Below are 26,545 nucleotides of genomic sequence, written 5' to 3'. Positions count from 1 at the left end.
AGGTCGTCATGCAAGACATCCGTAGCTGGACCCGCGAAGCCCTGCGCATCATCGAGGCGGACTTCCAGCGCAGCGCCGACACCCACCTGATTCCCCTGGAGCTCCCGGGCCTTCCGGGTATCGAGCTGTACTTCAAGGACGAGTCGAGCCACCCCACCGGCAGCCTCAAGCACCGCCTGGCGCGCTCGCTGTTCCTCTACGCGCTGTGTAACGGCCGACTGAAGCCGGGGGCGCCGGTGATCGAGGCGTCCAGCGGTTCGACGGCGATTTCCGAAGCCTATTTCGCCCGCCTGCTGGGCCTGCCCTTCATCGCCGTGGTGCCGGCGTCCACCTCGCGGGAGAAGATCGCCCAGATCGCCTTCTACGGCGGGCGCAGCCACCTGGTGGACGACCCGACGCAGATCCACGCCGAATCCGAGCGCCTGGCCCGCGAAAGCGGCGGCCATTTCATGGACCAGTTCACCTACGCCGAGCGGGCCACCGACTGGCGAGCGAACAACAACATCGCCGAGTCGATCTTCCAGCAGCTGCGCCACGAGCATTTCCCCGAGCCCGCCTGGCTGGTCTCCAGCCCCGGCACCGGCGGCACCCTGGCGACCCTGGGCCGCTACGTGCGCTATCGCCAGCACCGCACCCGGGTGTTCTGCGCCGACGCCGAGCGCTCGGTGTTCTTCGATGCCTACCGCAGCGGCGACCGCAGCCTGACCCTGGACTGCGGCTCGCGCATCGAGGGCATCGGCCGGCCGCGCGTGGAGGCGTCCTTCCTGCCGGAGGTGATCGACGCCATGGCCAAGGTGCCGGACGCGCTGTCTCTGGCCGCCATGCGCTACCTGGCCCAGCGCCTTGGGCGGCGTGTCGGCGGTTCCAGCGGCACCAACCTGGTGGGCGCGCTGCTGGTGGGCCTGCGCATGGTCGCGGCGGGGGAGAAGGGCTCTGTGGTCGCCATCCTCTGCGACGGCGGCGAGCGCTACGCCACCACCTACTATGACGATGCCTGGGTGCAGGCCCAGGGCTACGACCTGGCCCCCCTGATCGCGACCATCGCGGCCTGTGCGGAGCAGGGCGCGGCGCTGCCCGACTCCATCCAGCTGGCGGGCCTCTGAGATGACGAATGGCTTCCAGCTGCGCGCCGCCCAGGCGCAGGACATCGAATCGCTCGCCGGCTTCATCTTCGAGCACGGTCCCAACCCCTGGAACTTCCTGCCCGAAGCCGAGGTGCGCGAGCACCTGGGCGGTATCGCCGAGGGGCGCGTGCAGGCGCATCTGGCCGAGGAGGCGGGACGCCTGGCGGGCTTCGTCACCTTCCATCGGTGCGAGGCATTCGCCGAGGACCAGGACGTGACGCGTGGCGACCTGCCCCGTGCCTACATCTGCGAGGCCGTGGTGCACCGCGAACTTGCCGGGCGCGGCCTGGGCTCGCGGTTGCTGGCGGCGGTGGTCGAGCACCTGGCGGCCCAGGGCGTGGGCGATGTGTTCATCGAGCGGCACGAGGAGAACGCAGGTTCTGCGGGGATGATGCGCAAGGCGGGTTTCCGCGAGGTGCGCACCTTCGATGACCCGGAGCGCCGTGCCACCGGTTCGCGGCGCACGACGCTCTGCCACCTGCGGGTGGGTTGAGGCTCAGCGCTCCAGCCAGGCCAGCATCACGTCGAGCATGCGGTTGGCGAAGGCCCATTCGTTGTCGTACCAGGCCAGCACCTTGACCAGTTCGCCCTGCACGCGGGTGTGGCCGAGATCCGCTACGCAGGAGACCGGGTGGCCGTTGAAGTCGGTGGAGACCAACGCCTCCTCGTTGCATTCCATCACCCCGGCAGGCATCCGCGCGGCACCCTCGCGCAGGGCGGCGTTGACCGCCTCGCGGCTGGCTGGGCGTTCGGCGATGAAGGAGAGGTCCACCAGCGAGACGTTGGGCGTCGGCACCCGCACCGCCATGCCGTCCAGGCGCCCGGCCAGCTCGGGGATGACCAGGCCGATGGCGCGCGCCGCGCCGGTGCCGGTGGGGATCATCGACAGGGCGGCGGCGCGGGCGCGATAGAGGTCGTCGTGGGTCTTGTCCAGCAGGTTCTGGTCATTGGTATAGGCGTGCACCGTGGTCACCAGGCCGCTGCGGATGCCGAACGCCTGGTGCAGCACCTGGGCCAGGGGGGCCAGGCAGTTGGTGGTGCAGGAGGCGTTGGAAACGATTCGCTGGTCGCCCAGCAACTCGTGGTTGACGCCATAGACCAGGGTCAGGTCGGCGCTGTCCAGCGGGTGCGAGAGCAGCACCCGGGGGGCGCCGGCGGCCAGGTGGCGCTCGACCTGCTCACGGCTCTTCATGCGCCCGGAGCACTCCAGCACCAGGTCGACGCCCAGTTCGCTCCAGGGCAGCCGCACCGGGTCGCGTTCGGCGAGCAGGCGGATCGACTGCAGGCCGATGTCCATGCGGTCGCCATTCAGCTTCACGGGGCAGGCGAAGCGGCCGAAGGTGGAGTCGAAGCGGGTGAGGTGGGCGAGGGTGGCGGCGTCGCCGAGGTCGTTGATCGCCTCGATCCGGACGCGGGCGTCGAGGCCCCGTTCGAACAGGGCGCGGACCAGGGCGCGGCCGATGCGGCCATATCCATTCAGTGCGATGCGCAGCATGACGTTCTCCTTCTGCTTGTCCTTGCACAAGCTTAGGAGCTGGCGGCGGCCCGTGCGCCTCGGCCGGCCGGTGGCCGCGGCCGAGAGTGCTGGGAGAAAGGAGCCCGGCCCGGGTCGGCCGGGTGGCGGTCACTCGTTGCGCGAGCCGCCGAAGTAGGCGCAGCCGCGCAGGGGCTTGCCATCCAGGCGCAGTTCGGCGGTCAGGTGCTGCACCGAGCCGCTCATGGAATCGACGCAGCGCTGCGGGGCGACCCAGAGTTCGATGCGCTTGCCGTTGGCTTCGCTGGTGAGGTTGAAGCGGCCGTCGGGCAGTTGCTCTTCCATGTAGGGCAGGGCGACGGGCTCCTGGCCGAGCTGCTCCAGCACCAGGCCCTTGGCGTTGACGTTGACGTTCCACTCCGGCTCGTGGCCGCTGGCGCGCAGCAGCAGGCGCTTGAAGTTCAGGTCCTCGCAGCCGTGGCCTTCGCGTTGCAGGCGATAGAGCTGGGTGACGTCCATCTGGCCGTCGGCGCCCTTGGCGGCGCCGAGGTTGCCGCGCAGGTCGACGAACAGCGGGCCGGGGCCGTCGTCCAGCAGGGTGGCGGCTTCCTGGAGGATGCCGGTGGCGCCGCTGTCGGCGACCACGAAGCGGCGCTGCTCGGAGCAGGGGCGCAACAGCAGGCGCCCGGCGTCCGCGCTCAGTTCACCCTGGGTACGCGGTGCCAGCGGCGCGGGGGCGTCGTCGGTGGAGAACACCTGGCAGCCGGCGAAGAGGGGGAGCAGACTGAAAAGCAGTGGGCGGACAACGCGCATTCGGGGGGCCTCCTTAAGGAAGCGGCCACGTTACCGGGGCGCATCGACTATCTCAAGGGAGGCGCGATGATCCAGTGCAGGCGGGTCTACGAGGAGAGGCGCCACGACGATGGGCGTCGGGTGCTGGTCGACAGGCTGTGGCCACGGGGCTGCCGCAAGGAGGCGCTGGCGCTCGACGCCTGGCTGCGCGACGTGGCGCCCTCGACCGAGCTGCGCCGGGATTTCTGCCACGACCCGGTGCTGTTCGATCAGTTTCGCCTGCGCTATCGCGGCGAACTGGCGGCCCACCCCGAGCACTGGCAGGGCCTGTTGCAGATGGCCCGGGAAGGTCGGCTGACGCTGCTGTTCGCCGCCAAGGACGAGCAGGCCAACAACGCCCGGGTGCTGGCCGAGTTCCTCGAGGAGGAGCTGGACCGCGAAGGTCCGTCCGCCTCGCCGGTGTGCTATGCCGGCGAGGCCTGAGCCCTACCAGACGCGGTACACCTGGCCGGTCTGCGCGCCTTCTGCACTCTTGGCATAGGCCAGGGCGGCGAGGGCGGCGGGCACGGCCTTGTAGCCCCTGAAGAAGGGGCCGTAGGAGGGCAGGGCTTCCTCGATCACCGTGGGGCTGACGCTGTTGATGCGCAGGCCACGGGGCAGCTCGATGGCGGCGCTTTTGACGAAGCTGTCGATGGCGCCGTTGACCATGCTCGCCGAGGCGCCGGCGCGGATCGGGTCGTCGCTGAGTACGCCCGAGGTGAGGGTGAAGGAGGCGCCGTCGTTGGCGAATTCACGGCCGATCAGCACCAGGTTCACCTGGCCCATCAGTTTGTCCGCCAGGCCCACGGCGAACTGCGCCTCGCCCATCTCCGCCAGGGCGCCGAAATGCACCTTGCCGGTGGCGCTGATCAGCGCGTCGAAGCGGCCGGTCTGCTCGAACAGGCGGCGGATCGACGCGGCGTCTCGGATGTCCACCTGGAAGTCGCCGCTGCTGTGGCCGACGCGGATGATCTCGTGGCGCTCCTTCAGTTCGTCGTCGATGGCCCGGCCGATGGTGCCGCTGGCACCGATGAGGATGATCTTCATGGGTCGATTCCTGTGTGTGTGGATGACTGAAGCCAGTGTAGAGTCGCCTTTGTTGTCGATAATCCAGGCAATCGGAAACCTGTGGTTCTCATGTGGAAACAGTGAGGGGCTCTTCATGAGCGAGATGGATGATCTGGCGGCCTTCGCCGTGCTGCTGGAGGTGGGCAGTTTCACCGGCGCCGCCGAGCGCCTGGGTTGCAGCAAGGGGCAGCTGTCCAAGCGTATCCGTCAGTTGGAAGCGGGGCTCGGCGCCACCCTGCTGCACCGCACCACGCGACGGTTGGACCTGACCGCCGCCGGCGCCGCGCTGCTGCCCGAGGCCCAGGCGTTGCTGGCCCAGGCCAACCGGGCGCGCCAGGCGGTGCAGCGGCTGCAGGAGGAGATCGCCGGGCGGGTGCGCATCACCGTGCCGGTGTCCCTGGGCGAGACCTTCTTCGATGCGCTGTTGCTGGAGTTCACCCGCCGACATCCCGAGGTGCGGGTGGAGCTGGACCTGAGCAACAGCTACCGCGACCTGGTGGCGGAAGGCTACGACCTGGGCGTGCGTTCCGGTCCGCACCTGGACGAGCGCCTGGTGGCGCGGCCGCTGTTCTCCCTGGAGGAGATCACCTGCGCCGCACCCGCGTACCTGGCCCGCCACGGCGAGCCGAAAGCGCCGGCGGAACTGGGCGGGCACCAGTGCCTGCTCAACACCCACTACGCGGGCCACGAGGAGTGGCTCTATCACCGCCAGCACCAGCTGGAGCGGGTGCAGGTGGCGGGCAACCTGGCGAGCAATCACTACAGCCTGCTGAAGAAGGCGGCGCTGTCCGGGGCCGGCATCGCCCGGCTGCCATCCTACATGCTGCACGACGAGCTGGCCGATGGGCGCCTGGTGTGGCTGCTGCGCGGCTACCAGACGCGGCAGTCACCGGTGTTCCTCGTGCATCCCTACCAGGGCGGCCTGCCACGCCGCACCCAGGTGCTGATGGATTACCTGCTGGACTGGTTCGAGCGCAGCCGACGGGCGCTGGACAGGTTGGGGCTGTAGAGGGCTCCTGCTCAGCATGGGTTTCGCTGCGCTCTACCCATCCTACGTCTGAGAAACCCTGCGCAGCGGGGCCGGGCAGCGAGATGTCGGGCCTCGCTGCGCTCGGCGCCAACCTACGGGGATCGGCGACTGAGCCGGCACCAACGAAAACGGCCCCGAAAGGGGCCGTTGTCGGAGTGCCGCGAGGATCAGCCGCCGAGGTAGGCGTCGCGCACCTTGGGATCGGTGAGCAGCGCTTCGCCGGTGCCCTGCATGACGATCCGCCCGTTCTCCAGCACGTAGCCGCGATCCGCCAGCTTGAGCGCCTGGTTGGCGTTCTGCTCGACGAGGAACACGGTCACGCCATCACGGCGCAGCTGTTCGATGATGTCGAAGATCTGCTGGATGATGATCGGCGCCAGGCCCAGGGACGGCTCGTCGAGCAGCAGCAGTTGCGGCTTGCTCATCAGCGCGCGGCCGATGGCGAGCATCTGCTGCTCACCGCCGGACATGGTGCCGGCGCGCTGTTCGAAGCGTTCCTTGAGGCGCGGGAAGAGGCCGAGGATCTTGTCCATCTGCTCGTCGTAATCACCCTTGGGCGTGAAGAAACCGCCCATGGCCAGGTTCTCCTCGACCGTCAGGCGGGCGAACACGCGGCGGCCTTCCGGCACCACCGCGATGCTCTTGCGCATGATGTCGCTGGACTCCTGGCCCACCAGCTCCTCGCCGAGGTAGCGGATGCTGCCGCTGGCCGCACGCGGCGAGCCGCAGAGGGTCATCAGCAGGGTCGACTTGCCGGCGCCGTTGGCGCCGATCAGGGTGACGATCTCGCCACGGCTGACTTCCATGCTGACCTCGTGCAGCGCCTGGACCTTGCCGTAGAAGGTGGAAACCTTGTCGAAACTCAGCATGGCTCAGGCCTCCCCCAGATAGGCTTTGATCACATCCGGGTTGCTGCGGATCTGCTCCGGCGTACCGTCGGCCAGGGGCGTGCCCTGGTTGATCACGTAGATATGGTCGGAAATGCTCATGACCAGGTGCATGTCGTGCTCGATCAGCAGCACGGTGACGTTGTACTCGTTGCGCAGCAGGGCGATCAGGGCCTTGAGGTCCTCGGTCTCGCGCGGGTTGAGGCCGGCGGCCGGCTCGTCGAGCATGAGGATGCGCGGACGCGTCATCATGCAGCGGGCGATCTCCAGGCGACGCTGCTGGCCGTAGGCGAGGGTGCCCGCCGGGCGGTTGGCGACGTCGGTCAGGTTGACCTGCTCCAGCCAGTGCGCGGCGTAGTCCATGGCCTCGCGCTCGCTCTTGCGGAAGCCCGGGGTCTTGAACAGGCCGGCGAGGAAATTGGTGTTGAGGTGACGATGCTGGGCGACCAGCAGGTTCTCGACAGCGGTCATTTCCTTGAACAGGCGGACGTTCTGGAAGGTACGCACCACGCCCTTGCGGGCGATCTTGTGGCCCGGCAGGCCTTCGATCTGCTCACCGTCGAGGCGGATGCTGCCGCCGGTGGGCTGGTAGAAGCCGGTCAGGCAGTTGAACACGGTGGTCTTGCCGGCGCCGTTCGGGCCGATCATCGAGACCACCTGCTTTTCTTGGACGGACAGTGCCACGCCGTTGACGGCCAGGAGGCCGCCGAAACGCATGGAGAGGCCGCTTACTTCGAGAATCGGGCGGCTCATCACTTCAGCTCCAGGTGGGGACGTTGCATGGGCAGCAGGCCCTGCGGACGCCAGATCATCATCAGCACCATCAGGGCGCCGAACATCAGCATGCGGTACTCGTTGAATTCACGGGCGAGTTCCGGCAGCAGGATCATCACCACCGCAGCGAGGATGATCCCCAGCTGCGAACCCATGCCACCCAGCACGACGATGGCGAGGATGATCGCCGACTCGATGAAGGTGAAGGATTCGGGGGTCACCAGGCCCTGGCGGGCGGCGAAGAAGCTGCCGGCGAAACCGGCAAAGCAGGCGCCCAGGGTGAATGCGGAGAGCTTGATGATGGTGGGGTTCATGCCCAGTGCCCGGCAGGCGATCTCGTCTTCGCGCAGCGCTTCCCAGGCACGGCCGATGGGCATGCGCAGCAGGCGGTTGATCACGAACAGCGTCAGCAGCACCAGCAGCAGGGCGATCAGGTAGAGGAACACCACCTTGTTCACCGAGTTGTAGGCGATGCCGAAGTACTCGTGGAAGGTCTGCATGCCTTCGGCCGCACGGCGCTCGAAGGAGAGGCCGAACAGGCTCGGCTTCTCGATGTTGCTGATGCCGTTGGGGCCGCCGGTGATCTCGGTGAGGTTGCGCAGCAGGATGCGGATGATCTCGCCGAAGCCGAGGGTCACGATGGCCAGGTAGTCACCGCGCAGGCGCAGCACCGGGAAGCCCAGCAGGAAGCCGAACAGCGCGGCCATCATGCCGGCGATCGGTAGGCACACCCAGAAGCCCAGGCCGTAGTAGTGCGACAGCAGCGCGTAGCTGTAGGCGCCCACGGCGTAGAAGCCGACGTAGCCCAGGTCCAGCAGGCCGGCGAGGCCGACCACGATGTTCAGGCCGAGGCCGAGCATCACGTAGATCAGGATCAGGGTGGCGATGTCCACCGCACCGCGCGAGCCGAAGAACGGCCAGGCGAGGGCGACCACCACCAGGCCGAGGATGATCCAGCGCTGGGTGGAGGGCAGGGTGAGGAAGTTGCTCGCCTTGCTGGAGAGCTTCGGCAGCTTCGGCGCGCTGTCCCAGGCGCCCATCAGGCGGGTGCGGAACAGTTGCCAGAAGAACATGGCGATGGCGCAACCGGCGATGGTCCAGAGCACGGCGGGGCTGGCGCCCTGCACCTGCAGGCTGATGCCCACGGTGCTGAGCTTCAGGCCCATCACCGGGTAGGCGACGGCCAGGACCAGCAGCGCGCTGAAGAACGCGGTCTTGAGGGATTTCTGGCTGATCATACTTTTTCGACCTCCGGACGACCGAGGATGCCGGTGGGTCGGAACAGCAGCACCAGGACCAGCAGGCTGAAGGCCACGACGTCCTTGTACTGGTCACCGAAGATGTCGGCGCCGAAGGCTTCGGCCACGCCGAGGACCAGGCCGCCGAGCATGGCGCCCGGGATGCTGCCGATGCCGCCGAGTACCGCGGCGGTGAAGGCCTTGATGCCGGCGAGGAAGCCCAGGTGCGGGTTGATCACGCCGTATTGCATGCCCAGCAGCACCGCGGCGACGGCGGCCAGGGTGGCGCCGATGACGAAGGTTAGGGCGATGATGTTGTTGGTGTTGATCCCCAGCAGGTTGGCCATGCGGATGTCTTCCGCGCAGGCGCGGCAGGCGCGTCCGAGGCGCGAGCGGGAGATGAACAGGGTGAGGCCCATCATCACCAGGAAGGTGACGACGAAGATCAGCACCTGCATGTACGAGATGGTCACCCCGTTCATGGTGCTTTCGCCGAACACGAAGTTCCCCGGGATCAGGTTGGGAATCGCCTTGTCCTTGGAATCCTGCGCGAGCAGGACCTCGTTCTGCAGGAATATCGACATGCCGATGGCGGAGATCAGCGGGATCAGGCGGTTGCTGCCGCGCAGCGGCCGGTAAGCGACCCGTTCGATGCTGTAGCCGTAGGCACTGGCGACGATGATGCTCGCGGAGAAGGCCGCGATCATGACGATGGGCAGACTGTCGATACCGAACATGGTGAGTCCGGCGATTACGATGAAGGCCACGTACGAGCCAATCATGTAAACCTCGCCATGGGCGAAGTTGATCATGCCGATGATGCCGTAGACCATGGTGTAGCCGATGGCGATCAGGGCATAGGTGCTGCCAACGGTCAGGCCGTTAACCAGCTGTTGCAGGTAGTGATAGAGATCAGGCATTCCCCAACTCCTCGGGCATCACGTAAAGCGGCGCTTGTGGCGCAGCGGAGCCCGCAAATCTCGAATAAACAAAGCCCACTGCTCTCGCAGTGGGCTCTGGGCTAAGGCGGGAAGCTTATTTGGCTTCGGTTTTGGTGCCGTCCTTGTGCCATTCGTAAACCACGAAGCTGAAGTCCTTCAGATCGCCCTTCTCGTCGAAGGAGAGGTTGCCGGTGGGGGTGGCGAAGCTGTTGGCGCGCAGGGCTGCGGCCACTTTGGCGGTGTCGTCCTCGCCGGCTTTCTTGATGCCTTCGGCAATCACTTGCACGGCGGCGTAGGCCGGGAATACGAACGGGCCGGTGGGGTCTTCGTTCTTGGCCTTGAAGGCGTCGACCAGGGCCTGGTTCTTCGGATCCTGGTCGAAGGACTTCGGCAGGGTGACCAGCAGGCCTTCGGAGGCCGGGCCGGCGATGGCCGAGATTTCCTTGTTGCCCACGCCTTCCGGACCCATGAAGCGGGCCTTCAGGCCTTTTTCAGCCGACTGGCGCAGCAGCAGGCCGAGTTCCGGGTGGTAGCCGCCGTAGTAGACGAAGTCGACGTTGGCCTGCTTCAGCTTGGCGATCAGGGCGGAGAAGTCCTTGTCGCCGGCGTTGATGCCTTCGAACAGGGCGACCTTGCCACCCTTGGCTTCCAGGGTCTGCTTCACGGCAGTGGCGATGCCTTCGCCGTACTGCTGCTTGTCGTGGATGACGGCGACGGTCTTCGGCTTGATGTGGTCAGCGATGAAGTTGCCGGCGGTCGGGCCTTGCAGGCTGTCCAGGCCGATGGTGCGGAACACCAGCTGGTAGCCACGGGAGGTGATTTCCGGGCTGGTGGACGCCGCGGTGATCATCAGGATGCCTTCGTCCTCATAGATGTCGGACGCGGGCTGGGTGGAGCTGGAGCACAGGTGGCCGACGACGTACTTCACGCCATCGTTGACGATCTTGTTGGCTACGGCGACCGCTTGTTTCGGGTCGCAGGCGTCGTCGTACACCACGCCTTCCAGTTGAGCGCCGTTCACGCCGCCAGCCTTGTTGATCTGCTCGATCGCCATCTTGGCGCCGATGAACTGCATCTCACCGTACTGGGCGACAGCACCCGTTACCGGGCCGGCCAGGGCGATCTTGATGGTGTCGGCGGCTACGGAGTAGCTGGCAACACCGGCGAGGGCCATGGCGGCGAACAGTTTGGAAATCTGCTTGGTAGCCTTGTTCATAGTGCTCCACTCTTATGTTTTTCGTTGTTTTTGTCCTGATTGCCTACAGGACAGGGTCCTTTTTCCACCCCGCCATATCCCGCGGCAACTGTACCGGTACAGTGTAGAGTGCCGATTTGCGGCTTGAAAAGCCGACACATGGGGGGTGAATGTTCCTATGTCGCTTAATCACAACAAACGTATAGAAAAACGGCGTGCCCCGATTGGAGCAGGAAGCGTCTGGCTGGACTTGTGAACAAGATGGCAGGCGTTGGTTATCATTGCCCGCCCTGCAACCGTTACTTTCCCACTCAGAGCAAGCCATGAACGATTCCTCAAGCACCCTCTATGCCAAGCTGCTTGGCGAGACCGCCGCCATCACCTGGGAGGAGCTGCAGCCCTTCTTCGCACGGGGCGCGCTGCTCTGGGTCGAGGGCGCCGAGGACCTGGTCGGCGTGGCCCTGGCCGTCGCCGAGGACGACAAGCCCAAGGTCGCCGAGCTGCTGGGCCGTGGTGCGCTGAGCAAGGTCGAGGAGACCCGTGCGCAGGACCTGCTGGCGCGCGATCCCAAGCTCTGGGCCGTGGTGGTCGCCCCCTGGGTGCTGATCCAGGAGCGCGACGAGGCGCCGACCCGGCACTGATCGAAGGGGGACCTGCGGCACTCCTGTCTGTCCAGGCGGCTGCGACCGACGCCAGCCATCCCCTCGGGAGTGCCTCCAGTTTCAAGCCCGGCCATCCGCATCGCGGCGATCTCCCCGGCCTGTCCGGCCAGCCCGGATTCATCCCCTATCTCCATTACCAGCCCGCCATGACGAGCAGGAGAGCACGCCGTTGCAGTTCCGCCTGCTGGGTGAGGTCGACGGCGAGCGTTTCGAGGAGGCGTTCGCGTCGCACCGCGACATCGCCTGCCACTTCGCCTGCGTCGTGTCGCGCATCGTCGCGAAGCATGGCCTGCCTCTGGATAGCGGCCCCCATCCTGCGTGGCCACGAGGCGTTCGAGGCGATGTTCGAGGACATCCGTGGGCAATTACAGGTCGAGCCGGGCGAGCCGGTGGACCTCGACCCCCGCTCAAGGACGGGCGTTGAGCATTTCGGTGCCCTTATATGGGGCGTGGTGTTACCGGTTGCCCGATGCTGGTGCGCGATCCGCGCCTTGCCGCAGAGGTGCACAGGCCGACCGTTGGGTTTAGATTGGGCACCCGTTTTCCGGAGCCCACCTGCATGACCCTTCCCAGCATCGCCTTCGCCGGCATCGGCCTGATGGGCCTGCCGATGACCCGTCGCCTGCTCGCCGCCGGCTACCCGCTGTCGGTGTGGAACCGCAGCGCCTACAAATGCGCCCCCCTCGAAGCTTTGTGCGCACGCCGTGTGGACAGCCCCGCCGCGCTCTGTGCGCAGGCCGATATCGTCATGCTCTGCCTCGCCGATACGGCCGTGGTGCGCGAGGTGGTCTTCGGCCCGGGCGGCATCGTCGAAGGCGCCCGGCCCGGGCAGTTGCTGGTGGATTTCTCCAGCCTGGAACCGGCAGCCACCCGTGAGATGGCGGCCGAGCTCGAGCGCCGTACCGGCATGCGCTGGGTGGACGCACCGGTTTCCGGCGGCACGCCGGGGGCCGAGGCCGGCACCCTGGCGATCATGGCCGGCGGTCGCGAGGAGGATGTCGAGCGCGTGCGCCCGATACTGGCCCATCTCGGCCAGCGCCTGACTCGCATGGGCGAGGTCGGTGCCGGCCAGGTGACCAAGGTGTGCAACCAGATGATCGTCGCGTGCAACGCCCTGGTGATCGCCGAGGTGGTGGCGCTGGCGGAAAGGTCCGGTGTCGATGCCAGCCTGCTGGCCCCCGCGCTCGCGGGTGGTTTCGCCGATTCCAGGCCGCTGCAGATCCTCGCGCCGCAGATGGCCGAGAGCCGCTTCGAGCCGATCAAGTGGCACGTGCGCACCCTGCTCAAGGACCTGGACACCGCCGTCAAGCTGTCCCGCGAGGAGGGCAGCGCCACCCCCATGAGCGGCCTGGCCGCGCAACTGATGCGCCTGCACGGCAGCCAGGGCAACCTGGCGCGTGATCCGGCGACGCTGGTGGAGATGTACCGCGAGGAGCAGTCATGAGGATCGCCGCCAACCTCTCCATGCTGTTCACCGAGCTGCCGCTGATCGAACGCATCGGCGCCGCTGCGGCTGCGGGCTTCGAAGCGGTGGAAATCCAGTTTCCCTACGAATTGCCGGCCGGCGAGCTCAAGGCCGCGCTGGACCAGGCCGGCCTGCCGCTGCTGCTGATCAACCTGCCCGCCGCCGACCTGCTGCAGGGCGGCCCGGGCCTGGCGGCGGTGCCGGCGCGCCAGGACGCATTCGATGCCGCGCTGCGCCAGGCCTACGCCTACGCGGCGGTGGTCAACCCGCTGTTCGTCAACGTGCTGCCCGGCCGCCTGGGCGAGGGGCTGGACCGCGAGACCGCCCTGGCGACCCTGGTGGCGAACCTGCGCAAGGCCGCCGACACCTTCCACCCGCTGGGCATCCAGGTACTGGCCGAAGCCATCAACCCGATCGACATGCCGGGCTTCCTGATCCATACGCCGGAGCACCTGGATGAACTGCTGCGTGCCGTAGGCCGGCCGAACGTCGCCGCGCAGTTCGACCTGTACCACATGGCCCGCCAGGACCTGGACGTGGTCGCCGGCATCCGCTTGCTGGCGGGGCGCATCGCCCATGTGCAGTTCGCCGATTGCCCCGGTCGCGCCGAGCCGGGCTCGGGCTCCACGGATTTCGCGCCCCTGCTCGATGCGCTGGAGGACAGTGGCTACGCCGGCTGGCTGGCCGCCGAGTACCGGCCGGGCAAGCCAACCGGGGAGAGCCTGGGCTGGCTGCCCGCATTCAAGGCGCGCTGAGGGCGCGAGGCGGCAGTGTTGGATTGTCCTACATAACGCTTGCGAATGTTCGCAGACAGGGCACGGCCGCAGGGTCTAGATTGCGGCTTACAAGCCTGGCAGGCGGTTTGCCCGGCAGATAACAACAATCGAGACCGACCCCATGCAGCCTTTGCAGCCTTCCCCCCAGGCGGCGAACGCCTGGCGCGTTCTGTTCCTGCTGTTCCTTGCCAACCTGTTCAACTTCTTCGACCGCACCATCCCGGCCATCATCATCGAGCCGGTGCGCCACGAGTGGAGCCTGAGCGATTTCCAGCTCGGCCTGATCGGAACCGCTTTCACCCTCGTCTATGCCATCGCCGGCCTGCCGCTGGGGCGCATGGCCGACACCGGCTCGCGCAAGAAGATCATGGGCTGGGGGCTGGCGGTGTGGAGCGGGCTGACGGCGGTCAACGCCCTGGCGTGGAATTTCTGGAGCTTCCTGCTGATCCGCATGGGCGTGGGCATCGGTGAGGCCAGCTACGCGCCGGCCGCCAACTCGCTGATCGGTGACCTGTTCCCGGCCAACAAGCGCGCCCGCGCCATGGGCATCTTCATGCTCGGCCTGCCGCTGGGCCTGGTGCTGGCCTTCTTCACCATCGGCGCCATGGTCCAGGCCTTCGGCAGCTGGCGTGCGCCCTTCGTCATCGCCGCGATCCCGGGGCTGATCCTGGCGCTGTTCATGTTCTTCATCAAGGAACCGGCCCGGGGGGCCGCGGAGTCGGTCAAGGTCGACCTCTCGCCCGTGGACAAGCCGCTGCGGCGGGTCCTGGCGATCCGCACCTTCTGGTGGCTGACCCTGGCGGGCCTCACCTTCAACTTCGCCACCTACGCCTGCAACTCCTTCATGGTGCCGATGCTGCAACGCTACTTCCTGCTGCCGCTGCAGAGCGCGGCCGTGGCCACCGGGGTGATCTGCGGGGTCACCGGGCTGATCGGCCTCACCGTCGGCGGCTGGCTGGCCGACAAGGCCCACGAGAAGTCCGAGCGCGGCCGCCTGCTGCTGGCCACCGGCAGCATGCTGGTCGCCACCCTCGCCACCGGTTTCGCATTGTTCTCCGGGCGCATCGAGATCGGTCTGTTCGTCGGCGTGTTCAGCATCGGCTGGCTGTTCGCCTACACCTTCTATACCTGCGTCTACACCGCCATTCAGGACGTGATCGAGCCGCGCCTGCGGGCCACGGCGATGGCGCTGTTCTTCGCAGGCCTCTACCTGCTCGGCGGTGGCCTCGGCCCGGTGGTGGTGGGGCTGTTGTCCGACCACTTCGCCCACGCCGCGATGTACGCCGCCGGCGCCAGCGAGATGACCGAGCAGTTCAAGGCCATTGGGCTGCACGACGCCATGTACCTGATCCCCGTGGCCCTGGGCCTGACCATGCTGGCGTTGCTCCAGGCCGCCCGCTGCTTCGGCCGTGATGCCCGCAGCATGCGTGCGGGGATGGAAACGGGCAGCGTCAACGCGGTGCCGGCCTGAGGACTGCACGGCACATCCTATGTGGCGGCAGCTTTCGTAGGGTGGCGTAGAGCGAAGCGAAACCCATCGCACGGGCCTTCCCCCGGGTTGAAGCCCGGGCTACAGCAGATAAAGAAAAAGCGCGCCGAGGCGCGCTTTTTCACTTCCCGCGAACCTCGATCAACCCGCCACCAGCACGCGGATCGCCTCCAGGCGCAGGGCGGCTTTTTCCATCAGCGCCAGGCCGTCGTCACGCTGCTTGCGCAGGGCTTCGATCTCGCTGTCGCGAACGCTGGGGTTGACGGCCTTGAGGGCGGTCATGCGCGCCAGTTCCTCGTCCAGCTCGGCGCTCAGGCGCTTCACGGCATCGGCCACACGGGCTTCGTGACGCGGGCGGATCTTCGCTTCGGCGGCGTGGATCTGCGCCGAAAGCACGTCGCGCTGGGCCTGGACGAACTTGTTGGCGCTGCCGCGCGGCACGCTTTCCAGCTGGTCGTTGAGGGTGTCGAACGCCACCTTGCTGGCCAGGTCGTTGCCGTTGGCGTCGAGCAGGCAGCGCAGCGCCGCCGGCGGCAGGTAGCGGCCCAGCTGCAACGCACGCGGCGCCACCACTTCGCTGACGTAGAGCAGTTCGAGCAGCACGGTGCCGGGTTTGAGCGCCTTGTTCTTGATCAGCGCCACCGAGGTGTTGCCCATGGAGCCGGAGAGCACCAGGTCCATGCCGCCCTGCACCATGGGGTGTTCCCAGGTGAGGAACTGCATGTCCTCGCGGGACAGCGCCTGGTTGCGGTCGTAGGTGATGGTCACGCCCTCGTCGTCGCCCAGGGGGAAGCCGGCGTCGAGCATCTTCTCGCCCGGCTTGAGCACCAGGGCGTTCTCGGAGTGGTCCTCGCTGTCGATGCCGAAGGCGTCGAACAGGGCCTCCATATAGATGGGCAGGGCGAACTGGTCGTCCTGCTCGTGGATCGCCTCCACCAGCGCCTGGCCTTCGCCGGCACCGCCGGAGTTGAGCTCCAGCAGGCGGTCGCGGCCCGCATGCAGCTCGCCTTCCAGGCGCTTGCGCTCGGCTTCGGCCTCGTCCACCAGGGCCTGCCACTCGCCGTCGTCACCGCCGTCCAGCAGCGGCAGCAGGCGCGGGCCGAACTGGTGCTGCAGGGCGTTGCCGGTGGGGCAGGTGGCGAGGAAGGCGTTGAGTGCCTGGTTGTACCACTGGAACAGGCGCTCCTGCGGGCTGGTTTCCAGGTAGGGCACGTGCAGCTGGATGGTGTGCTTCTGGCCGATGCGGTCGAGGCGGCCGATGCGTTGTTCCAGCAGGTCCGGGTGGGCCGGCAGGTCGAACAGCACCAGGTGGTGGGCGAACTGGAAGTTGCGGCCTTCGCTGCCGATCTCGGAGCAGATCAGCACCTGGGCGCCGAATTCCTCGTCGGCGAAGTAAGCGGCGGCGCGGTCGCGCTCGAGGATGCTCATGCCTTCGTGGAACACGGTGGCGGGGATGCCGGAACGCACGCGCAGGGCGTCTTCCAGGTCCAGGGCGGTCTCGGCGTGGGCACAGATCACCAGCACCTTGAACTTCTTGAGCATCTTCAGGGTGTCGATCAGCCATTCGACGCGCGGGTCGAAGCGCCACCAGCGCTCGGCCTCGTCACCGCTTTCCTGCTGCGCCTGGAAGCTGACTTCCGGATACAGGTCGGGGTGTTCACCCACCGGCAGCTCCATGTATTCCACGGGGCTCGGCAGCGGGTAGGGGTGCAGGTTGCGCTCGGGGAAGCCCTGCACGGCGGCGCGGGTGTTGCGGAACAGCAGGCGGCCGGTACCGTGGCGGTCCAGCAGCTCGCGCACCAGGCGGGCGGCGGCCTCGCTGTCGCCATCGGAGACGGCGGCCAGCAGGGCTTCGCCTTCGGCGCCGAGGAAGCCGGAGATGGTGGCGTGCGCACCGGGCGACAGGCGGCCCTGGTCCAGCAGCTCCTGCACGGCTTCGGCGATGGGCTTGTAGTTGGCGCTTTCGGCGCGGAAGGCTTCCAGGTCGTGGAAGCGCGCCGGGTCGAGCAGGCGCAGGCGGGCGAAGTGGCTGTCCTGGCCCAGCTGTTCAGGGGTGGCGGTGAGCAGCAGCACACCGGGGATGACCTCGGCCAGTTGCTCGACCAGGCGGTATTCGTCGCTGGCCTGCTCCGGGTGCCAGACCAGGTGGTGGGCTTCGTCGACCACCAGCAGGTCCCAGCCGGCGGCGAAGGCGGCGTCCTGGGCCTTCTCGCTGTCCTTCAGCCATTCCAGGGAGACCAGCGCCAGCTGCGCGTCCTCGAAGGGGTTGCTGGCGTCGCTCTCGAGGAAGCGCTCGCCGTCGAACAGCGCGACCTGCAGGTTGAAGCGGCGGCGCATCTCCACCAGCCACTGGTGCTGGAGGTTCTCCGGTACCAGGATCAGCACGCGGTTGGCGCGGCCGGACAGCAGCTGGCGGTGGATCACCAGGCCCGCTTCGATGGTCTTGCCGAGGCCCACTTCGTCGGCCAGCAGGACGCGCGGGGCGATGCGGTCGGCCACTTCACGGGCGATGTGCAGCTGGTGGGCGATGGGTTGCGCGCGGGCGCCGCCGAGGCCCCAGAGCGGGGATTGCAGCAGGCGGCTCTGGTGCTCCAGGGTGTGGTAGCGCAGGCCGAACCAGTTCATCGGGTCGATCTGGCCGGCGAACAGGCGATCGCTGGCGAGGCGGAACTGGATGAAGTTGGAGAGCTGGGTCTCCGGCAGGGTCCGTTCTTCGTGCTGCGCGGTGAGGCCGTGGTAGATCAGCAGGCCGTCGATGTCGTCGACTTCCTGGACGGTGAGCTTCCAGCCGTCGAAGTGGGTGATCTCGTCACCCGGGGCGAAGCGGACGCGGGTCAGGGGCGCATTGCGCAGGGCGTACTGGCGGGTTTCGCCCGTGGCCGGGTAGAGCACTGTGAGCAGGCGTCCATCCGATGCCAGGATGGTCCCGAGCCCCAGTTCCGCTTCGCTGTCACTGATCCAGCGTTGCCCCGGTTGGTACTGCTGCGCCATGCGTCTCTCCCACCATGCAAAAAAGCCGGCAAGTTTAACGGAACGCGGTGCCAAGAGCGACGGGACTTGCGCTCCATATGTCTGTTGCAGTGTAGCGAGCGGCGTTAAAGTAGTGATACGCCCTGCCGACAGTCTGATCAGAGGAGGGCCGAAACCATGTTGCCGCCGATACCCCATAGCCTGGTTCCCGTGACATCCCAGCAGGACGTGATCAAGCCGCGTCCCGACATCCCGCCTGTCACGCCGGCGAAGGAAGGCTCCGAGGAAAGCGCCATCGGCCTGGACCGGCGCCACCCGCAGGAGGCCGAAGAGATGCTCCGCGAGGAGCAGCGCCGCCGCCAGCGCCGGGGCTACACGGCCGAGGAGCTGGCCGAGGGCGATGTGAAACAGGCCGACGAAGAGGTGATCGAGCAGCTCCCGCGCCAGGGGCTGTGGGTGGATGTCGAAGTCTGAGGCGCGCATGATTCCCACCCAGCCCCTTTCCGGTTGACCCCGTGGACCTGTTCGACGACATCCCCCTCGACCTGCCCGACGCCCAACTGCGTTTCGAACCCCATTGGCTATCCGTCGAAGAAGCCGACGACTGGTTCGCCCGCCTGGTCGCCGAAACCCCCTGGGAACAACCCAGTGTCCATCTGCACGGCCGTGACTACCCGGTGCCCAGGCTGCTGGCCTGGTACGGCGATGCCGAGGCCAGCTACCGCTACTCCGGCCTGGTGCACCGCCCGCTGCCCTGGACACCGCTGCTGGCCGAGATCCGTGCCCGTGTGCAGGAGGCGGTCGGCCAGCCGCTCAACGGTGCGCTGCTCAACTATTACCGCGACGGCCAGGATTCCATGGGCTGGCACAGCGACGACGAGGCAGAGCTCGGGCGCGATCCGCTCATCGCTTCGTTGAACCTCGGCGGAACCCGGCGTTTCGATCTGCGTCGCAAGGGGAGTGGGCGCATCGGGCATTCGTTGCAGCTCGGGCACGGGGCGCTGCTGGTCATGAGCGGTCCGACACAGCATCATTGGCAACACCAGGTGGCGAAGACGCGCACGCCCTGCGATCCTCGCCTGAATCTCACCTTCCGCTGGATCCGTTCATGAGCAATGACGAGAAACTGGTCGACTTCGGCGCCGAGCGTGACAAACGCATCCATGACCTGCACGAGAAACGCCTCAACGACGTGCGCAACGCCTTCGAGCAGGCCATGCCCCTGGGCAAATCGAAAAAGCCCCGCAAGCCGAAAAAGCGCTGAATCCCTCCGCTGCACCCCCCATTTAAATTGACCTGGATCAGTTCCCCGACGGCCTCGCCGGCGGGGCCCTGCGCCCATTGATCCAGATCAATTTCCCCTGCCAGGCGCGGGTCTACCTTTGACCCATCGAAACAAACAACGCCAACGCAGGAGGCAGCCAAATGTTCATCGATGTAGTGGTTCTCGCCGGTATCGGGACCGTAGGTCTGATGGTCGCCTTCTTCGCAGGCGTCGGGTATTTCATCTGGAAGGACTCGCACAAGCGCGACAAGGCTTGAGTCCACCAGGTTCACAGGCACGCAAGGCACCTCGGGCGACTTCGGTCGCCCTTTTTTTCGTCCGCGATTTTTGCCCCGCCGAGCTCCACACCTTCACGTAGGGCGGGTGAAATCCGTGACGCCCAGTCTCCGGTATGTGGGATCTCTCCCGACCCACGGCACTTTATGGTCCATCGCCATCAGTCCAGCCGCTTGTGCACCCGCGATACGGCGACGCCGAGCATCACCGCCGTGAACACCAGCAGCGCGACCATCTCCAGCCACAGCTCCGCCAGCGTGGCGCTGCGCAGCATGATGCCGCGCGCCAGGCGCAGGAAGTGGGTGAGCGGCAGCACCTCGGCTATCCACTGGGCGATGCGCGGCATGCCGGCGAAGGGGAACATGAACCCCGACAGCAGGATCTGCGGCAGGAAGGTGAAGAAGGCCATCTGCATCGCCTGGAACTGGCTCTGCGCCAGGGTGGAGATGAACACGCCCAGGGTCAGGCTGGCGAAGATGAACAGCAGCGCCGCTGCGTAGAGCTCCAGCAGCGAACCGCGCACCGGCACCTCGAACAGCAGCAGGCCGACGATGAGGATCACCGTCACCTGCACCAGGCCGATGCCGACGAAGGGCAGCACCTTGCCGATGGTCAGCTCCCAGGGCGAGACCGGCGTGGTGATCAGCATCTCCATGTTGCCGCGCTCGCGCTCGCGCACCAGGGCGATGGCGGTGAACAGCACCATGGTCATGGTCAGGATCACCCCGATCAGCCCCGGCACCGTGTTCAGCGGTGCCAGTCGCTCGGGGTTGTAGAAGTTCACCACCGCCATCGCCTGGCGGTTGTTCCAGCCCTGCAAGGGGAAACCCGCCAACTGGCGGGCCGAGGCCTGCACCACCTGGTCGGAGCCGTCCACCACCAGTTGCAGTGGCGGGCGCCCTGGGTCCTGGCGTTGCACCCGGGCCTCGAAATCGCGGGGGATCACCAGCGCCGCGCTGATGCGCCCGACGCGCAGCAGCTGGTCGATTTCCTGGGGGCTGCCCAGGTGGTAGCGGAAGTTCACCACCTGGCTGGAGCCGATCTCCGCCACTGCCTCGCGGGAGCGCGCCGTGTCCGCCTGGTCCAGTACCGCGGCGTCGAGGCCGCGCACATCCATGTTGATGGCGTAGCCGAACAGCACCAGCTGCATGATGGGAATGCCGACGATCATGGCGAAGGTCAGGCGGTCGCGGCGCAACTGGCGCAGCTCCTTGAGGACGATCGCGCCCAGGCGGTGCAGGTTCATCGGGCGGCCTCCGCCTTCTGCATCGGCTGGTGGGTGACGGTGACGAAGACGTCCTCCAGGTTCGGCTCGGTCTCCTTCACCTCGGCCTCCACACCCTGCTCGGCCAGGCGCCGGGCGATGCGCTCGCCGGCGTTGGCCTCGGCGCTGAGTACCCGCAGCGAGGCGCCGATCTGCGCCATGGCGATCACCTCGTCGGTCCCCTGCAGCGCCCGTTGCGCCTGGCGTGGCTGGGCACACTCGATCAGCATCGGGTGGCCGGGCAGGGCGCCCATCAGCTCGGCCGGGCTGCCGTCGGCCACCAGCCGGCCGGCGTCGAGGATGCCCAGTCGCGTGCAGCGTTCGGCCTCGTCCATGTAGTGGGTGGAGACCAGCAGCGTAGTGCCGGCCTCGGCCAGCTCGAACAGCGAGTCCCAGAATTCCCGGCGCGATTGCGGGTCGACCGCGCTGGTGGGTTCGTCGAGCAGCAGCAGGTCGGGCTTGTGCAGGACCGCCCCGGCCAGGGCCAGGCGCTGCTTCTGCCCGCCGCTGAGGGTGCCGGCGAGCTGCTTGCGGCGGTCTGCCAGCCAGTAGCGCTCCAGCAACTCCTCGATGCGGCGGCGGCTCTCGGGGCGCGAGAGCCCCTGCACGGCAGCGAGGAATTCCAGGTTCTCGCCGATGGTCAGGTCCTCGTAGAGGGAGAACTTCTGCGTCATGTAGCCGATGCGTCGCTTCAGCGCCTCGGCGTCGCGGGGGATCTGGCAACCGAGCACCTCGATCTCCCCCTCGCTGGGCAGCAGCAGGCCGCAGAGCATGCGGATGGTGGTTGACTTGCCGCAGCCATTGGGGCCGAGGAAGCCGAATACCTCGGCGCGGTCCACCTCGAGATTCAATCCGTCCACAGCCGTCAGTTGGCCGAAGCGCTTGGTCAGGCCGCGCGCGCGGATCACCGCTTCGCCGTCATTCATCGCCCGGGCGCTCCGCATGCAGCGGCAGGCCAGCGGGCAGGCGTGCGGCTGCCTCTCCCTCCAGCACCAGTTCGGCGCGGTACACCAGGCGGCTGGCGTCGCTGCCGGTCAGGGCGTAGTAGGGGGTGAAGCTGGCCTCGCTGGCGATGCTGCGCACTCGCCCGGTGAAGAGGCCCTCGACCCCCTCGACGCCCACCTGCAGGCGGTCGCCGATGGCGATGCGCGAACGCACCGGGGCGGGGATGAACAGCCGCGCATAGGGCGTCTCGCCCACCAGCAGGCTGACCACCTCGGCGTTGGCCGGCGGCTGGTCGCCGGGGCGGAAGGGCAGGGCGTCGACCCGGCCGGCGCGGGGTGCGCGCACGCTCAGGTGCTCGCGATCCACCTGCATCCGGGCCAGCGCGGCGCGGGCGGCCTGCAGCTCGGCGGCGGCCTGGGCCAGTTGTTCCGGGCGGGTGCCATTGGTGAGTTCGCGCAACTGGGCATCGGCGTTCTTCACCGCGGCGTCGGCCTGGTCACGGCTGGCACGGGCGCGATCGCGCTCGGCGATGGCCACCTGGCCCCGCGTGTAGAGGGCGGCGACGCGCTGGTAGTTGCGTCCGGCCTCGGTGGCATCGGCGCGGTTGCGCACCAGGGTGGCGCGGGCGGCGTCGATGCTTTCCTGGCGTGCGCCGTTGCTCAGTTCCTCCAGGCGCGCCTCGGCCTGGGCCACCTGGCCGCGCGCCTGGTCGAGGCGCGCATCGAGGCGGCGCGGGTCCAGTTCAACGAGCAACTGCCCGGCCTGCACCGCATCCCCTTCGGCCACCTTCCAGTCGAGGATGGTTTCCGAGGCTTCGGCGGGCACGCCGATGCGGTCCCATTCCAGGGTGCCCAGCAGGGGCTCGTTGTCGCGGCGGTCGCAACCGCCCAGCAGGGCCAGGCAGAGGAGGCCGGGAATTAAGGTGCGGGCGGTCATGGCGATACCTCCAGGCCGCGTTCGAGCAGGGCCAGGGTGTGGTTGACGAGGGCGTCGCTGCCGATCTCCGGGTTGGCGAAGATGCCGCGCCAGAGCGGCGCTGCGGCGTGGGGCAGCATGGTCAGGCCGATCAGCGAGACCACCAGCAGACGCGGGTCGAGATCCGGGTTGAGGGCGCCACGGGCCTGGGCCGCAGCGAAGCGCTGGGCCAGCAGCATCGGAATCAGCGGGGCGATGCGCTGGGGCAGCAGCTCGCGCAGCACGCCGCCCTCGCAGAGGATCTCGCGCACCCATAGCGGTGGTATCCAGGGCTGTTCGGCGACCGTTTCGCTGATGCCGCGCACGAACAGGCGCACCAGTTCCAGGGGCTCGTCGCCGGCCTCCTGCAGGCGCGCGGCCAGGTTGCGGACCAACGGCAGGAAACGCTCTTCCACCACCGCATCCACCAGGCGCTGCTTGTTGCCGAAGTAGTAATTGACCATCGCTGGCGTCACCCCGGTGCTCTGGGCAATGCCGCGCAGGCTGCTGGCCTTGATGCCCTGCTGGGCGAAGGCTTCGCAGGCGGTGTCGAGCAGGCGCTCGCGTTGCTGGGCTTCGCCGGCGGGGCGGCCGGGGGCGCGGGGAGTGGTCATGCGGCAAGTCCCGGAGAATGATGGAATTATTTAAATACTCATTTAATTAATTTTCAAACGGTGCTTCGATAATCCGCTGGACGGCATTTAGATAGCTTGCTAATAATTGTTTCCGTTGAACTCATGACCGGCCGAAGCGGCCTATCCTTCTGGCAATTCCCCTCAAGGTCCTGTGCGTGCGCGATTCCCTGCGGGCGTTCCTCGCCCCCGACATCCCGGCTCTCCAGTTCGCCATCAAGACCCTCCTGGGCGGTGGCCTGGCGCTCTGGTGCGCGCTGCGCTTCGGCCTGGAGCAGCCGCAATGGGCGCTGATGACGTCCTTCATCGTCGCCCAGCCGCTGTCCGGGATGGTGGTGCAGAAGGGCCTGGCACGGCTGCTCGGGACCCTGGTCGGCACCGTCATGGCTGTGGTGGCGATGGCCCTGTTCGCGCAGGCGCCCTGGCTGTTCATCCTCGCGTTGGCCACCTGGCTGGGCCTGTGCACCGCAGCCTCGACCATGCTGCGCAGCGCCTGGTCCTACTCCTTCGTGCTGGCCGGCTACACGGTGGCGATCATCGGCCTGCCGGCCATCGCCCACCCGCTGACCGTTTTCGACCAGGCGGTGGCGCGCTGCACCGAGATCTGCCTCGGCATCATCTGCGCCACCGCCGTCAGCGCGCTGGTCTGGCCGCAGCGGGTGGAGCGCCAGCTGGCGCGCCAGGCCGGCGATGCCTGGAGTGCCGGCATCGCCGCCGCGCGTTCGGCGTTGCGCGGCGAGCCCCATGAACGCCAGGGCCTGCTCGGGGTGCTGGGTCGCATCGTCGCCGTGGACGCCCAGCGCGAGCACGCCTGGTTCGAAGGCAACCGTGGCCGCCAGCGCGCCGCCGCTCTGCGGGTACTCAGCCGCGATTTGCTCAGCCTGCTGCGCCTGGCCCGGGGCGTGGCCCGGCAGTGGCGGCAACTGTCGGCGGGCGAGGCCGAGCGCCTGGCGCCCTGGATGGAAGAGGTGCTGCAACGCCTGGCCGAGCCCGATGACGCCGCCTGCGAAGCCCTCGGCCAGCGCCTGCTGGACGCTGCCGAAGCCGACGACCTGGTGCCCGTGCAGCAGTATTGCCTGGGCCGCCTGGCGGTGATGCTGCGGCAGATGCTCGCCGCCGCCGAAGCCCTGCGTGCAGTGGAGCGCGGCGAGGCGCCGGAAGATGCCGGTGCGCCGCTGTCCTGGCACCGCGACCTGCCCACCGCGCTGCTCTACGGCCTGCGCAGCAGCGTCGCCTTCGTCGGCCTGGCGTCGTTCTGGCTGGCCACCGCCTGGACCTCCTCGGTGGGCGCGCTGACCCTCACCTGCGTGGTCTGCAGCCTGTTCGCCAGCCGCGAGAACGCCGAGCAGATCGGCATGATGTTCCTGCGCGGCATCCTCTACGCGCTGCCGGTGGCCTTTTTCATCGGCCAGGTGGTGCTGCCGCAGATGAGCGGCTTCCCGCTGCTCTGCATGGCCCTCGGCGTACCGCTGTTCTTCGGCACCCTGGGCATGGCCAAGCCGGCACTGGGGGCGACCTCCACCTCCTTCTGCCTGCATTTCATCGTGCTCTGCGCACCGCAGAACACCATGCACTTCGACGTGGCGCTGTTCCTCAACGAGGCCATGGCCATCCTCCTCGGCGTGGGCTTCGCGGTGCTGGTGTTCCGCGTCATCGTGCTGACCAACCCCGGCTGGCACGGGCGGCGCCTGCTCAAGGCCACCTTCCATGACCTGGGCCGCCTCACCCACCGTGCGCTGGCCGGTGCCGAGAACTGGTTCGGCGGGCGCATGGCCGACCGCCTGCTGCAGCTGGCGCGGCACTACCCGGCGCTGCCCAGCCAGTCGCGCAACCGCTGGGACGACGGCATCACCAGCCTCGACATCGGCGACGAACTGCTGCACCTGCGCCGTTGCCTGGCCGCCGGCGAGCGCTCGGTCGAGGCCTGCGAGGCGCGTTTCCTGCGCAGCATCGAGCCGCTGCTGGAGCGCGGGCCGGCGGTGTCGCTGGCGGGTGCGATGGACGAACCCTCGGAACAACTGATCCGCGCCCTGCGCGAGGCCGGCACCAGCATCGACCGGCGCCTGGCCCAGGCGGCCCTGCTGCAGCTGCGGCAGAGCTGGCGCCAATGGTGTGAACAACAGGAGGCGAGCCATGGGCTTGCGTGAATGGTCCCTGGGCGGCGTGCTGCTCAGCCCCTTTCTGATGTATGCGCTGGCGGCGCTGCTGGCGACGGGCGTACTGCGCCTGGCCCTGCAGCGCGTCGGCATGGCGCGCTGGATCTGGCACGAAGCGCTGTTCGACTGTGCCCTGTATGTCTGTGTCCTGTCGTTGCTGGTCGCCTGGTTCGGGCACTGGTGAAGGAGAAACCCATGCGTTCCACCCTGCGTATCGTCATCACCCTGGGCCTGGTCGCCGCCGCCATCGTCGGTGGCTGGAGCCTCTGGCAGCACTACATGCTCTCGCCCTGGACGCGCGACGCGCGCATCCGTGCCGACGTGGTGGTGATCTCGCCGGACGTCTCCGGCTGGGTCGTCGACCTCAAGGTCCACGACAACCAGCAGGTGAAAGCCGGCGACCTGCTGCTCAGTGTCGACCGCGAGCGCTACCTGGCGGCCCTGGAGAAAGCCCGCGCGGTGGCCGAGACGCGCCAGCAGCAGCTGCGCCTGCGCGAGCACGAGGCTTCTCGCCGCGCCCACCTGGGGCCGCAGGCGATCAGCGCCGAGCTGAAGGAGAACGCGCAGATCACCGCCGACATCGCCCGGGGCGAATATCGCCAGGCCCAGGCGGACGTGAAGGTCGCCGAGCTCAACCTGGCCCGCAGCGAAGTGCGCGCGCCGCGCAGCGGACAGATCACCAACCTGCGCCTGGCCCAGGGCAACTACGCCAACGCCGGGCAGCCGGTGATGGCGCTGGTGGATGACGCCTCCTTCTATGTGCAGGCCTATTTCGAGGAGACCAAGCTGCCGGGCATCCACGTCGGCGCGCCGGTGAAGATCTGGCTGATGAGCGCCGGTCGCCCCCTGACCGGCTCGGTGGAAAGCATCAGCCGCGGCATCACCGACCGCAACGCCAGCCCCGACGGCCAGCTGCTGGCCAACGTCGAGCCCACCTTCAACTGGGTGCGCCTGGCCCAGCGCATCCCGGTGCGGATCAAGCTCGACCCGGTGCCGGAGGACATCCGGCTCAGCGCGGGGATGACCGCCAGCGTCACGGTCGGGGACCCGCCGCACGCGCAGGAATAGTGTGCTCCTGTGCAACGAAAAAGCCCGGCGATTGCCGGGCT

Annotated in this window: 30 protein-coding genes; 17 read left to right on the top strand and 13 right to left on the bottom strand. The window is 67.8% G+C overall.

Annotated features, from left to right (window positions below):
- Positions 1-8 precede the first annotated feature (8 nt).
- Both WFQ67_RS21310 and WFQ67_RS21305 read left to right on the top strand, forming a co-directional pair.
- Complete coding sequence (locus WFQ67_RS21310; protein WP_337058103.1) at positions 9-1,103, top strand: PLP-dependent cysteine synthase family protein; 1,095 nt, start codon at positions 9-11, stop codon at positions 1,101-1,103.
- Position 1,104: 1 nt separating this feature from the next.
- On the top strand, positions 1,105-1,617 hold the full coding sequence (locus WFQ67_RS21305; RefSeq protein WP_337058102.1) for a GNAT family N-acetyltransferase: 513 nt from the start codon (positions 1,105-1,107) through the stop codon (positions 1,615-1,617).
- Positions 1,618-1,620: 3 nt separating this feature from the next.
- Here WFQ67_RS21305 and gap read toward each other — a convergent pair whose 3' ends face one another.
- A complete protein-coding gene (gap, locus tag WFQ67_RS21300; protein ID WP_213628703.1) occupies positions 1,621-2,619 on the bottom strand; it encodes a type I glyceraldehyde-3-phosphate dehydrogenase in 999 nt (332 codons plus the stop codon).
- Between the two features lie 129 nt (positions 2,620-2,748).
- On the bottom strand, positions 2,749-3,411 hold the full coding sequence (locus WFQ67_RS21295; RefSeq protein WP_213628704.1) for a COG3650 family protein: 663 nt from the start codon (positions 3,409-3,411) through the stop codon (positions 2,749-2,751).
- Positions 3,412-3,477: 66 nt separating this feature from the next.
- Here WFQ67_RS21295 and WFQ67_RS21290 point away from each other — a divergent pair, with 66 nt between their 5' ends.
- Positions 3,478-3,873, top strand: a complete 396-nt coding sequence (locus WFQ67_RS21290) for a DUF488 domain-containing protein (protein ID WP_213628705.1) — start codon at positions 3,478-3,480, stop codon at positions 3,871-3,873.
- Between the two features lie 3 nt (positions 3,874-3,876).
- On the opposite strand, the gene WFQ67_RS21285 is transcribed toward WFQ67_RS21290, so the two are convergent.
- Complete coding sequence (locus tag WFQ67_RS21285) at positions 3,877-4,476, bottom strand: short chain dehydrogenase (protein WP_337058101.1); 600 nt, start codon at positions 4,474-4,476, stop codon at positions 3,877-3,879.
- Positions 4,477-4,591: 115 nt separating this feature from the next.
- On the opposite strand from WFQ67_RS21285, the gene WFQ67_RS21280 reads away from it, so the two are divergent.
- Entirely contained in the window at positions 4,592-5,506 is a 915-nt protein-coding gene (locus WFQ67_RS21280) for a LysR family transcriptional regulator (RefSeq protein ID WP_337058100.1), read from the top strand.
- Between the two features lie 188 nt (positions 5,507-5,694).
- Here WFQ67_RS21280 and WFQ67_RS21275 read toward each other — a convergent pair whose 3' ends face one another.
- The 5 genes from WFQ67_RS21275 to WFQ67_RS21255 all read right to left on the bottom strand — a co-directional run bounded on the left by WFQ67_RS21275 (position 5,695) and on the right by WFQ67_RS21255 (position 10,583).
- Positions 5,695-6,396, bottom strand: a complete 702-nt coding sequence (locus WFQ67_RS21275; protein ID WP_043242782.1) for an ABC transporter ATP-binding protein — start codon at positions 6,394-6,396, stop codon at positions 5,695-5,697.
- A gap of 3 nt (positions 6,397-6,399) precedes the next feature.
- On the bottom strand, positions 6,400-7,167 hold the full coding sequence (livG, locus tag WFQ67_RS21270; RefSeq protein WP_021219238.1) for a high-affinity branched-chain amino acid ABC transporter ATP-binding protein LivG: 768 nt from the start codon (positions 7,165-7,167) through the stop codon (positions 6,400-6,402).
- Complete coding sequence (locus WFQ67_RS21265; RefSeq protein WP_173176365.1) at positions 7,167-8,426, bottom strand: high-affinity branched-chain amino acid ABC transporter permease LivM; 1,260 nt, start codon at positions 8,424-8,426, stop codon at positions 7,167-7,169. The genes livG and WFQ67_RS21265 overlap by 1 nt, the downstream gene beginning before the upstream one ends.
- Positions 8,423-9,346 (bottom strand): high-affinity branched-chain amino acid ABC transporter permease LivH, encoded by a 924-nt coding sequence (gene livH, locus WFQ67_RS21260; protein WP_111260597.1) that lies wholly within the window; start codon positions 9,344-9,346, stop codon positions 8,423-8,425. The genes WFQ67_RS21265 and livH overlap by 4 nt, the downstream gene beginning before the upstream one ends.
- A 115-nt stretch (positions 9,347-9,461) precedes the next feature.
- Positions 9,462-10,583, bottom strand: a complete 1,122-nt coding sequence (locus WFQ67_RS21255; RefSeq protein WP_021219241.1) for a branched-chain amino acid ABC transporter substrate-binding protein — start codon at positions 10,581-10,583, stop codon at positions 9,462-9,464.
- 302 nt (positions 10,584-10,885) lie between these two features.
- Between WFQ67_RS21255 and WFQ67_RS21250 the strand changes: the two genes are divergently transcribed.
- The 6 genes from WFQ67_RS21250 to WFQ67_RS21225 all read left to right on the top strand — a co-directional run bounded on the left by WFQ67_RS21250 (position 10,886) and on the right by WFQ67_RS21225 (position 14,936).
- Positions 10,886-11,203, top strand: coding sequence for a DUF2288 domain-containing protein (locus WFQ67_RS21250; RefSeq protein ID WP_111260598.1), 318 nt, complete (start codon positions 10,886-10,888; stop codon positions 11,201-11,203).
- Between the two features lie 190 nt (positions 11,204-11,393).
- Complete coding sequence (locus WFQ67_RS21245; RefSeq protein WP_337058099.1) at positions 11,394-11,648, top strand: DUF5064 family protein; 255 nt, start codon at positions 11,394-11,396, stop codon at positions 11,646-11,648.
- Positions 11,536-11,787, top strand: a complete 252-nt coding sequence (locus tag WFQ67_RS21240) for a DUF5064 family protein (RefSeq protein WP_337058157.1) — start codon at positions 11,536-11,538, stop codon at positions 11,785-11,787. The genes WFQ67_RS21245 and WFQ67_RS21240 overlap by 113 nt, the downstream gene beginning before the upstream one ends.
- Positions 11,784-12,668, top strand: coding sequence for an NAD(P)-dependent oxidoreductase (locus tag WFQ67_RS21235; RefSeq protein ID WP_337058098.1), 885 nt, complete (start codon positions 11,784-11,786; stop codon positions 12,666-12,668). Before WFQ67_RS21240 ends, WFQ67_RS21235 begins: the two co-directional genes overlap by 4 nt.
- The gene (locus WFQ67_RS21230) at positions 12,665-13,444 is read left to right on the top strand and encodes a hydroxypyruvate isomerase family protein (protein WP_213628709.1); all 780 of its coding nucleotides are present in this window, start codon (positions 12,665-12,667) and stop codon (positions 13,442-13,444) included. The genes WFQ67_RS21235 and WFQ67_RS21230 overlap by 4 nt, the downstream gene beginning before the upstream one ends.
- 151 nt (positions 13,445-13,595) lie before the next feature.
- Entirely contained in the window at positions 13,596-14,936 is a 1,341-nt protein-coding gene (locus tag WFQ67_RS21225; protein WP_173176548.1) for a spinster family MFS transporter, read from the top strand.
- Positions 14,937-15,095: 159 nt separating this feature from the next.
- Here the strand turns inward: WFQ67_RS21225 and rapA are convergent, their stop codons facing one another.
- Positions 15,096-17,945, bottom strand: coding sequence for an RNA polymerase-associated protein RapA (gene rapA, locus WFQ67_RS21220; protein ID WP_213628710.1), 2,850 nt, complete (start codon positions 17,943-17,945; stop codon positions 15,096-15,098).
- Positions 17,946-18,101: 156 nt separating this feature from the next.
- Between rapA and WFQ67_RS21215 the strand changes: the two genes are divergently transcribed.
- From WFQ67_RS21215 to ccoM, 4 genes are all read left to right on the top strand, one after another.
- Positions 18,102-18,398: an aspartate-semialdehyde dehydrogenase gene (locus tag WFQ67_RS21215; protein ID WP_173176376.1), complete on the top strand. Its 297-nt coding sequence runs from the start codon at positions 18,102-18,104 to the stop codon at positions 18,396-18,398.
- Between the two features lie 41 nt (positions 18,399-18,439).
- Entirely contained in the window at positions 18,440-19,036 is a 597-nt protein-coding gene (locus tag WFQ67_RS21210; protein ID WP_173176378.1) for an alpha-ketoglutarate-dependent dioxygenase AlkB family protein, read from the top strand.
- A complete protein-coding gene (locus WFQ67_RS21205; RefSeq protein ID WP_021219249.1) occupies positions 19,033-19,188 on the top strand; it encodes a hypothetical protein in 156 nt (51 codons plus the stop codon). Before WFQ67_RS21210 ends, WFQ67_RS21205 begins: the two co-directional genes overlap by 4 nt.
- A 161-nt stretch (positions 19,189-19,349) precedes the next feature.
- Entirely contained in the window at positions 19,350-19,466 is a 117-nt protein-coding gene (gene ccoM, locus WFQ67_RS21200; RefSeq protein WP_276574430.1) for a cytochrome c oxidase subunit CcoM, read from the top strand.
- Positions 19,467-19,645: 179 nt separating this feature from the next.
- Here the strand turns inward: ccoM and WFQ67_RS21195 are convergent, their stop codons facing one another.
- From WFQ67_RS21195 to WFQ67_RS21180, 4 genes are read right to left on the bottom strand one after another with little or no spacing between them, the layout of a single operon-like run.
- Positions 19,646-20,731 (bottom strand): ABC transporter permease, encoded by a 1,086-nt coding sequence (locus tag WFQ67_RS21195; RefSeq protein ID WP_213628711.1) that lies wholly within the window; start codon positions 20,729-20,731, stop codon positions 19,646-19,648.
- Positions 20,728-21,675 carry an ABC transporter ATP-binding protein gene (locus WFQ67_RS21190; RefSeq protein ID WP_337058097.1) on the bottom strand — a complete coding sequence of 316 codons (948 nt, stop codon included), beginning with the start codon at positions 21,673-21,675 and terminating at the stop codon, positions 20,728-20,730. The genes WFQ67_RS21195 and WFQ67_RS21190 overlap by 4 nt, the downstream gene beginning before the upstream one ends.
- Complete coding sequence (locus tag WFQ67_RS21185) at positions 21,668-22,630, bottom strand: HlyD family secretion protein (RefSeq protein ID WP_337058096.1); 963 nt, start codon at positions 22,628-22,630, stop codon at positions 21,668-21,670. The genes WFQ67_RS21190 and WFQ67_RS21185 overlap by 8 nt, the downstream gene beginning before the upstream one ends.
- Positions 22,627-23,262 carry a TetR/AcrR family transcriptional regulator gene (locus WFQ67_RS21180; RefSeq protein WP_337058095.1) on the bottom strand — a complete coding sequence of 212 codons (636 nt, stop codon included), beginning with the start codon at positions 23,260-23,262 and terminating at the stop codon, positions 22,627-22,629. The genes WFQ67_RS21185 and WFQ67_RS21180 overlap by 4 nt, the downstream gene beginning before the upstream one ends.
- A 176-nt stretch (positions 23,263-23,438) precedes the next feature.
- Between WFQ67_RS21180 and WFQ67_RS21175 the strand changes: the two genes are divergently transcribed.
- Genes WFQ67_RS21175 through WFQ67_RS21165 form a run of 3 tightly spaced genes read left to right on the top strand, consistent with a single transcriptional unit; the run spans position 23,439 to position 26,504 of the window.
- Entirely contained in the window at positions 23,439-25,427 is a 1,989-nt protein-coding gene (locus WFQ67_RS21175; RefSeq protein WP_337058094.1) for an FUSC family protein, read from the top strand.
- Positions 25,414-25,620 (top strand): DUF1656 domain-containing protein, encoded by a 207-nt coding sequence (locus WFQ67_RS21170; protein ID WP_173176391.1) that lies wholly within the window; start codon positions 25,414-25,416, stop codon positions 25,618-25,620. Before WFQ67_RS21175 ends, WFQ67_RS21170 begins: the two co-directional genes overlap by 14 nt.
- An 11-nt stretch (positions 25,621-25,631) precedes the next feature.
- A complete protein-coding gene (locus WFQ67_RS21165) occupies positions 25,632-26,504 on the top strand; it encodes an HlyD family secretion protein (RefSeq protein WP_337058093.1) in 873 nt (290 codons plus the stop codon).
- The last annotated feature ends 41 nt before the right edge of the window (positions 26,505-26,545 follow it).

Origin of the sequence: Pseudomonas sp. USHLN015, assembly GCF_037153275.1 — a bacterium.
GTDB classification, from domain to species: domain Bacteria; phylum Pseudomonadota; class Gammaproteobacteria; order Pseudomonadales; family Pseudomonadaceae; genus Metapseudomonas; species Metapseudomonas tohonis.
This window is presented reverse-complemented; position numbering and strand designations above follow the sequence as displayed.

Excerpts from the sequence above, each read along its gene's own strand:
- WFQ67_RS21310 (WP_337058103.1), top strand. The coding sequence starts at position 9 with ATGCAAGACATCCGTAGCTGGACCCGCGAAGCCCTGCGCATCATCGAG.
- WFQ67_RS21305 (WP_337058102.1), top strand. The coding sequence starts at position 1,105 with ATGACGAATGGCTTCCAGCTGCGCGCCGCCCAGGCGCAGGACATCGAA.
- gap (WP_213628703.1), bottom strand. The coding sequence starts at position 2,619 with ATGCTGCGCATCGCACTGAATGGATATGGCCGCATCGGCCGCGCCCTG.
- WFQ67_RS21295 (WP_213628704.1), bottom strand. The coding sequence starts at position 3,411 with ATGCGCGTTGTCCGCCCACTGCTTTTCAGTCTGCTCCCCCTCTTCGCC.
- WFQ67_RS21290 (WP_213628705.1), top strand. The coding sequence starts at position 3,478 with ATGATCCAGTGCAGGCGGGTCTACGAGGAGAGGCGCCACGACGATGGG.
- WFQ67_RS21285 (WP_337058101.1), bottom strand. The coding sequence starts at position 4,476 with ATGAAGATCATCCTCATCGGTGCCAGCGGCACCATCGGCCGGGCCATC.
- WFQ67_RS21280 (WP_337058100.1), top strand. The coding sequence starts at position 4,592 with ATGAGCGAGATGGATGATCTGGCGGCCTTCGCCGTGCTGCTGGAGGTG.
- WFQ67_RS21275 (WP_043242782.1), bottom strand. The coding sequence starts at position 6,396 with ATGCTGAGTTTCGACAAGGTTTCCACCTTCTACGGCAAGGTCCAGGCG.
- livG (WP_021219238.1), bottom strand. The coding sequence starts at position 7,167 with ATGAGCCGCCCGATTCTCGAAGTAAGCGGCCTCTCCATGCGTTTCGGC.
- WFQ67_RS21265 (WP_173176365.1), bottom strand. The coding sequence starts at position 8,426 with ATGATCAGCCAGAAATCCCTCAAGACCGCGTTCTTCAGCGCGCTGCTG.
- livH (WP_111260597.1), bottom strand. The coding sequence starts at position 9,346 with ATGCCTGATCTCTATCACTACCTGCAACAGCTGGTTAACGGCCTGACC.
- WFQ67_RS21255 (WP_021219241.1), bottom strand. The coding sequence starts at position 10,583 with ATGAACAAGGCTACCAAGCAGATTTCCAAACTGTTCGCCGCCATGGCC.
- WFQ67_RS21250 (WP_111260598.1), top strand. The coding sequence starts at position 10,886 with ATGAACGATTCCTCAAGCACCCTCTATGCCAAGCTGCTTGGCGAGACC.
- WFQ67_RS21235 (WP_337058098.1), top strand. The coding sequence starts at position 11,784 with ATGACCCTTCCCAGCATCGCCTTCGCCGGCATCGGCCTGATGGGCCTG.
- WFQ67_RS21230 (WP_213628709.1), top strand. The coding sequence starts at position 12,665 with ATGAGGATCGCCGCCAACCTCTCCATGCTGTTCACCGAGCTGCCGCTG.
- rapA (WP_213628710.1), bottom strand. The coding sequence starts at position 17,945 with ATGGCGCAGCAGTACCAACCGGGGCAACGCTGGATCAGTGACAGCGAA.
- WFQ67_RS21215 (WP_173176376.1), top strand. The coding sequence starts at position 18,102 with ATGTTGCCGCCGATACCCCATAGCCTGGTTCCCGTGACATCCCAGCAG.
- WFQ67_RS21205 (WP_021219249.1), top strand. The coding sequence starts at position 19,033 with ATGAGCAATGACGAGAAACTGGTCGACTTCGGCGCCGAGCGTGACAAA.
- ccoM (WP_276574430.1), top strand. The coding sequence starts at position 19,350 with ATGTTCATCGATGTAGTGGTTCTCGCCGGTATCGGGACCGTAGGTCTG.
- WFQ67_RS21195 (WP_213628711.1), bottom strand. The coding sequence starts at position 20,731 with ATGAACCTGCACCGCCTGGGCGCGATCGTCCTCAAGGAGCTGCGCCAG.
- WFQ67_RS21190 (WP_337058097.1), bottom strand. The coding sequence starts at position 21,675 with ATGAATGACGGCGAAGCGGTGATCCGCGCGCGCGGCCTGACCAAGCGC.
- WFQ67_RS21185 (WP_337058096.1), bottom strand. The coding sequence starts at position 22,630 with ATGACCGCCCGCACCTTAATTCCCGGCCTCCTCTGCCTGGCCCTGCTG.
- WFQ67_RS21180 (WP_337058095.1), bottom strand. The coding sequence starts at position 23,262 with ATGACCACTCCCCGCGCCCCCGGCCGCCCCGCCGGCGAAGCCCAGCAA.
- WFQ67_RS21170 (WP_173176391.1), top strand. The coding sequence starts at position 25,414 with ATGGGCTTGCGTGAATGGTCCCTGGGCGGCGTGCTGCTCAGCCCCTTT.
- WFQ67_RS21165 (WP_337058093.1), top strand. The coding sequence starts at position 25,632 with ATGCGTTCCACCCTGCGTATCGTCATCACCCTGGGCCTGGTCGCCGCC.